The organism is Streptococcus sp. GMD4S (genome assembly GCF_000296955.1).
This window is the reverse complement of the sequence record NZ_AJRE01000078.1, coordinates 1-6,879: the sequence shown is the minus strand read 5'-3', so window position 1 is coordinate 6,879 and position 6,879 is coordinate 1. Positions and strand designations below refer to the sequence as shown.

Below are 6,879 nucleotides of genomic sequence, written 5' to 3'. Positions count from 1 at the left end.
ATTTTGCCCATTACGAAGACGACGATCCCAGTCTATTTCTACATGCTTGATGAGGGTAGTTTTTGGAAGAGTTAATTCAAAAGTTGGTTTTACTGCATCTCTATCTGTAGCCCAACGGGTATTGTCATCTCCATCGATAGCCTTATCTGCAGTAAAGTTGGTCCCAGTCTCATGGTTGCTTGCCTGAGCAGTAGCACCTTCGAGATGGTTGACATCTTCTCTATCTTCGATTGTCTTTTCAGCTGGTTTTACTGCTGGTGTAGTGGTTTCCGCAGGTTGTTTGTCTGCCTTTGGTGTTTCAACCGGTTTCGGCGTTTCTGCTGGCTTGGGACTTGCAGGGCTTGCCTCTGGTTTTGCCTCTTCACTTGCTGCAGGATTGGTTCCCTCATCAGTCGCTGGAGTTTCTTCATGACTTGCTTCTGTTGCAGCTTCTGCATCTGCTTTTTCAAGCGCAGCGGCTAAATCATCTGGTAACTTATCCAAGGCTTGAACATGAGTGATACTTCCCTCTGTCTCTGAAGGTGTTGCTGTTTCTGCCGCCTGAACCATATTGGCGCCAAAGATACTAGCACCAATCATAACGGAGGCTGCACCGATTGCAAATTTTCTTATACTATAGTGACAGCGTTTCTCAAAAAAATGTCTATCCATCTTTCTCCTATTCCTTTCATCCGCATACATGAGTAAGCGGTATCATTTCTCCTTTGAAAAAGGAGAGAACCAAGAGGTCCTCTCCGGCTGTTTGTTCTTTTTGATTCGAGTTGCTTTGAACTGCTAAAATCAAATCTCATTACTCTTCTTTACGTTTTGTCGCAAGGACTGCAGCAGATAAAGCGATGCTCACACTTGCCAAGAAGAGGGCTGCTTCTGAACCATGTTCTCCTGTAGCAGGAAGTTTCTCTTCTTTATCTTCCAGAGTTTTGGCATCAGCTACTGGGCTTAGAGTGAGCGGGTACTCAGGTTTTTCAACTGTTGGAGCTGCTTGATCTCCAGCAGTAGCCAATACACCTGTGTAGGCTGGTTTCTCGTTTACCAAGGCTTGAACCGCATTGACGCCACCTTTGAACTCAGGGACTTCATTTGCAGCCGCTAGGACCGCATTGGCTCCACCTTTGTATTCTGGTAATTCGTGAACCAAGGCTTCAACCGCATTAACGCCGCCCTTGAACTCAGGGACTTCATGTACAGCTGCTTCTGTTGCATTGACGCCGCCTTTGAACTCAGGTACATCAAGAACTGGTGGTTGTTCTTCTCCCTTGCTACTTGTTGGAGCATCTGGTTTCGTAGCAGAATCTTTTAATTGATTGAGATAGTCTGCGAAGTAGGCCACCATTCTTTCCGTCAAGAGATGGTTATCCGTCGCATATTTCATGCTTGCCTTAACGCTAGCTACTTCCTCTTGATTGTCTTTGTCTGTTAATTTCTGCGCCTTAGCCAAAGCTGCTTCATATTCAGACATGTCAAGCGGTGTTTCTGCTACTTGTGGACGGGTAAAGATGAGTTCCGCTGCAGATTGGTATTTATCGCCACCATCTCCGTAAGTCTTGGTACCTGTAAGGACAATTTTCTTAGCCTTGATTGTCTTGCCAAAGTCAATGTCTTTTGGTTTGTTATTATTTGGCCAATCTGTCACTGTGAAGGTATGTTCTTTACCAGACTCATCTGTGACAACCAGTTTCACATCTCGCAAGTTTCCATTTGAATCAGAGGCACGTGGAACATAACGAAGTCCTGTGATTTCAGTTGGTTCTTTCAAGACCATGGTTGCAGGCTTGCCTACATCTCCACCATTCCAAGATGTATGCCATAGACTAGACACATTTCCATCAAAGGCATTCTCTAGACCTTCACCTGGTTGAGCTGGCGCATCCAAACTTTCAAAGTCTTCTGCTACCAAGGCTGTCTTCTTCTGAACCAAAGCATTCTTCAAAGCTTCAATCTTGGCAATCTCTGCACGCGCCTCTTCCACGCTAATATCATCATCTGCCTGACTGAGGTTAAAGACCGCCTCCTTCAAAGCATCCATAGACTCTTTGGTGTAGTTGGTCATGGCTACAGTTGGCAAGTAGTTCTTCAGTGCATTTTCTGTCAGCATCTTACCAGTTAGGGTAATTTCCTCGATTTGAAGATTATCCATCATGAAGTCGTTATAACCACGGAAGTTGGCATTTCCGCCAGCATCTCCACGAGTATTGCTTGCGTTTCCAGTTGAGTAGATACCTACCCAAGTATCGCCTGTTTCTGCACCAGTCACGAGGAAGGTTACTTTCTTGGCTTTCTTAGAATCTGTCCAAGTATTTGGCAATTCATGCATTTCCAAGTTGCTTGCTTGACTACCACGACGACCTGACTGGAATTCTCCCTTACCGACTACAAAGGCATAGGTATTGTCAGAGCCTGCTTCGTATTCAAAGGTTACACGGTAAGTCTTACCTGCCTCAAAGCGGAAGTTTTGTGGGATTGTTTGGTAAACCAAGTTACGACGGCTCACTAGTCCATTGGTCTTCAATGACCAATTTCCTTCGATAACATCATCAACTTTCTTACCGTTCCAACCACGCTGTGTATATGGATCGTGTTTTTCAGACAAGTGAGTGCGGTTGTCTTCGACACCTTCGACACCACCTACTACAAATGGGAAGATACCTTGAGCTACATTTTCAAAGTCTTGTTTAAATGTTCCTTTACCTGTATCATGCTTGTCTCCGTACATGCTTGAATTGTTTTCAAAGGTACGAATTTCATCAAAGTAAGTTGCTTCATCACCAGCTTCACGACTCAATGTCAGAGTGACATTTGATACATCAGATCCAGTTGTAAAGAAGGCGTACATATTTTGGAAGTAACTTGTATCGTCAACTGTAGCATTTTCACGACGATTGTTATGAGCATAAGCTTTGATATAGTTGAGAGCGAGTGACTTATTGGTATAAGTAGTCACTTCTTTCTCGCCAGTATTCACTGTGATACTTGCCTTAGCATTACTACGGTTATCGACACCAACATAAACCGCATACTTGGTATTTGGTTTCAAGCCAGTCAGTTTCTGAGTAAGACTGACCTTGCTCTTATTACCTTGGATACGAAGCATTTCATTTGCGCCTTGTGATTTGACAATTTTTGCCTTAGAAGCATCACCAGAAATGGTCCAGTGTTTCAAGGTTCCACTGTTAAATCCTTGGTCGTAGATGTGCATGCCTTCGCTCCATGACATTTCAGGATTGGTTTGTTTTGAACGGTAGAGAACGTATGGTTGATTTGCTAGAAGGTCTAGGGTAATCTTGCCATCTTTTACGGTTAGTTCTTGCTCTTCTGTCTTACCTTGGTCAGTTAGCTTGTAAAGGTAAACCTTGCTATTTGCCCAATCGCTTGGAAGGGTCCAAGTTGTTGCACCGGCCTGCGTATTGAAGTAGTACATTTTTTCCTTATCAGTAGGAAGTTTCTTACCATTTGCATCCCAGTTCCAAGGAGTCAAGTAAGCTGAGCCATCTTGGATGACACGTCCGTTGAGCGTTACTGTACGTTCGCGGTATTGCGGGCTATTGACATCGTTTGACTTACGAGTCACAACAACCTTGTTACCTGCTGCATCGACTAGCTCAACCTTCATTTCTGGAGTCCATTTATAGGTACTACCGTTATCAGTCATGGTAACTGGTGTACCATTTTCCCATTTACTTACAGTGAAGTGTTGGAAGTACTTGGTCATGACATCATGGGCAAACAAGTTGGTTACATAGCCATTGTAGTCGCTTCTTCCTTGCCAGCCTTCAAAGTCTTTCATGCTGTAGCCACCTAGAAGTGGGTAGTTGGCTGCACCACCGTAACTTCTGTAGTCCCCAACCCAAGAATCTTTTTGGTGGTTGCGGATAAAGCGGGTGATAGCACTGTTGATACCTTTATTAGTGTAGCCACCATAGGTCAAGTCAGCTGCCCAGTGTTGGAAGGTAGAGTCGTATTCACCACCATGGCCCCACTCAATCGCAAAACGCCAGCCTTGTTTGTTGATTTCTTTAGCAAGAACGTGGGTAGCCCAGGCACCGTTATCACCTGATTGACCATTGCCCCATACGTCCACATAGATAAAGTCGAGACCTTCACCAAGTTTTTTCTTCAAGTCTTCCCAGCGAGCCAAACGTCCATGCGCCAAGTCATAAGCAGCATCAATGTTGATACCTTGGTCTAGCCAGTTCCATCCGTAGCTGTAGCTTCCATCTGGATTCTTACGAAGAATATTTTCATTAAAGTATTTAGACTCAGGATAAGTCTCAGAAGCGTTAACGTGGATACCAAGATGAGCTCCATATTTCTTCGCTTTTTCGATCAAGGTCTTGAAGTCTTCGACACCACCAATACGTTTACCAATATCAGCATAGTTCAAGTGACCAGAGTCGTGACCTTCACTACCATATCCTTTAAGGAGAACACCTTGCCCAAGACCATCTGTATGGAGATTGATTTTCTTGATACCATCCAAGGTCATAAGGAATGGGTTTTGTGCTTGTGAACCAAAGTTCATCGCGATACGATAAGCTGTGATATCCTTAACTTTTTCCCAACCTTGAGGGTTGTTCATGATGCTACGATAAGCAATGGCACCATCTTGCCAGTCGACTTTGTTGTCAGCATTGGCATCTTCGGTGATAACAACCTTGGCACTTGGAAGTTCCTTGGTGTATTCTGGGAAGACAATGCCCTTATAAGCTTTTTCCCATTGCCATTCAGAGCTATGAATTCCGACATAGTTGGCATTTCCAACTGTTTCTTTATAGGCTGTCAAACGAGTCCAGTCATTCGAACCACCACCGTAGCTGTTTTGAGAGTTACTCCAAACACCTGCAGCAAGCTTATCTGTAGAAACAAATCCATACATGTAACCCTTAGCCAAATCTTTCATTGGATTGGTTACATCGATATGATCATCCCCGCTGACATGGGTATTGTTTGACATGGTTGCCCCATCAAACTTAGCACCAGCTTGATCACTCGAAACAGAGACCAAAGCATTACCAAGGAAACTAATAGTTGAAAGCAATTTTCTTTCGTCATCAATCTTTTGACCTGGAGTGACTTGATTGTGGTTGACAATCTTGGTCACATCAAAGTGCAATTGATTATCCACAACTTGCAAGCGTACTGTCATTTCCGCATTGATTAAGTGAGCATCATCACGAAGCTTCATCACGTACTCTGCTGTTGTTTCATTGATTTTCTTATAAGTGACTTCAGGGGTGATTCGATGGTTATTGATAAAGACTTGGTTGAACTGTTGCACCTGTCCTGGTAAAGTATGGCCATTCAAAGTGTATTCTTTGACACGAGGAAAGGCTTGGTCAATCACTGCCTTGAGAACCTTAGACTGGATCGTATCATAAGTCACCTTGCTATCGTCAACGGCAGGACCTGTTTCTTTCTGGGCAGGAGTATCATCCGCTTTTACACCTTCTTGATTGTCTGTTTTAACGCTGACAACCGTTCGGTCATTGCTATAAGTTCCTGCCTTGAGAAGGATTTTCTTCTCATTTTTAAGATTCTCATTGACCGCCCCAGGTAGGGTCACTGTGTCAAAGAGATTGACATCATTGTTGCTGGCATTGAGTTGTCCATCTGACTTGAGAGTAATAGAAAGACGATTTACAGAACCTGGTTCTGGTGCTGCCACACGGTTGCCTTTATACCATGTGCTATTACCTGGAGTTTTGTATTCCCAGAACCAGCCACCTTGGTCATATCCAACAAAAACATTGTTCTTGGTATCTTTAAATTTCAAGAAGACACCAAAGCGTGATTTGCCCTTTTCAGAATCATCTTTGAAGGTTAAATCAACCGTCGCATTTCCATTAGCGTCAACTGTCAATCCTTGTTTTTCAAACAAGGCTGGTTTGCCATCATTGTCATTTTGGGCCGTTGAAGACAATTGATTGTAGCGAACACCCTTTTCTTCACGAATAGTGACTGTTCCTTGTTGCTCTTTATTCGCTACCGTTTGCCATTCAGGAGTCACTGTCTTAGGTGTTTCAGGTTTAGCAGCTGCAGGTTTATCCTCTTTTGGTTTTTCTTCAGCCGGTTTCTCTTTCTCTTCCAAGTCGGCTGGTTTCACACTTGAAATTCCCTGTATGTGGTCTTGGATCCATTTTAGTTGAGCTGGTGAGAAGAGAATGCCTCCGCTCCGTTTTCCAACTACACCATTTTGGTGAACACCGACTAGTTTGCCTTCTGTATCAAAGATACCACCACCACTAGCGCCCGGTTTTCCTCCTTGGTAACCAATCCCTTGGACACCTTCTCCGTATGGTTCCGCAAAATCAACTGTAGTATTGACAATCGGATTCAATTTTCCTTCTGGATAACCAAAGACATGGAGTTTATCTCCGATTTTCTTAACAACTGGCTTTTTAGTTACTTCAACAGGCGTATTTTCTAGAACTGTACGCAATCTCACAAGAGCCAAATCATTTTTGAAGCCTTTCAGGTAGCCTTCACGATCCCAATGAATAATATCTTTCTTGCTAAACTTGACATCTGGCAATCCTGGATATGAGATGCTATAGATATCTCCATCCCCTTGGTCATTATCCACAACCTTACGGATATTGCCGTCTTGGCTATCCTTGATAAAGTTGTGAGAAACCGTCAAGACAAGGTCTTTAGCAATGACAATACCGCTACCTTCTCCTGATGGCGTCTTAATCTTAACAGTCGCGCCGTAGTTTAATTCCCCATTGGTAGTCTTAGCCACATCTTCTGGGACGAGCTTGCCAGTATCTTGGGCCAACTGATCCTTGTCAACTTCGCGCCCATTGTCTTCAGCTTTCTCCAACTTATCTTCTAATTCTTTTGGCAGATTGCTTGGCTTTTCAGACTTTTCTTTTTCTTGAG

2 protein-coding genes are annotated in these 6,879 nt (G+C 43.7%); both read right to left on the bottom strand.

Translation table 11 applies throughout. From position 1 onward, the window contains the following. Positions 1-651: discoidin domain-containing protein (locus GMD4S_RS06495; RefSeq protein ID WP_000373807.1), on the bottom strand; the 651-nt coding region annotated here is incomplete at its 3' end. A gap of 139 nt (positions 652-790) precedes the next feature. Beyond that, positions 791-6,879, bottom strand: a 6,089-nt coding sequence (locus GMD4S_RS06490; RefSeq protein WP_000300426.1) for a SpGH101 family endo-alpha-N-acetylgalactosaminidase, incomplete at its 5' end; no start/stop codon positions are given.